The sequence below is a fragment of the Shewanella sp. S1-49-MNA-CIBAN-0167 genome (assembly GCF_040310145.1).
Classification (GTDB): Bacteria; Pseudomonadota; Gammaproteobacteria; order Enterobacterales; family Shewanellaceae; genus Shewanella; species Shewanella psychromarinicola.
On sequence record NZ_JBEOPO010000520.1, the window covers coordinates 1 to 232 of the forward strand.

1 protein-coding gene is annotated in these 232 nt (G+C 44.4%); it reads right to left on the bottom strand.

Translation table 11 applies throughout. The features are described from left to right. A partial coding sequence (locus AAEZ00_RS22255; protein WP_351090226.1) for an SMC-Scp complex subunit ScpB occupies positions 1–232 on the bottom strand: 232 nt, incomplete at both ends.

Sequence of the window (232 nt, forward strand, 5' to 3'; positions counted from 1 at the left end):
TTGCACGAGAGTACTTAGGGGATTTGTCTTGCCACAGAGGTTGTAAATAAGGGCTGAGTATTTCTTGAGTTTGAAAACGATAACCACTAGCGACTTTAACTAGCTGTACGCCCCGCTCTTGATAATCTTGCTGTAATTCATCAAGCGTTTCCTGAATGCGCGTGCGCGATACACTAAAGTCAGCTAGCACCGTTTCTTTAATGGCTTTTACCGACAACGGCTTAGCTAAGAC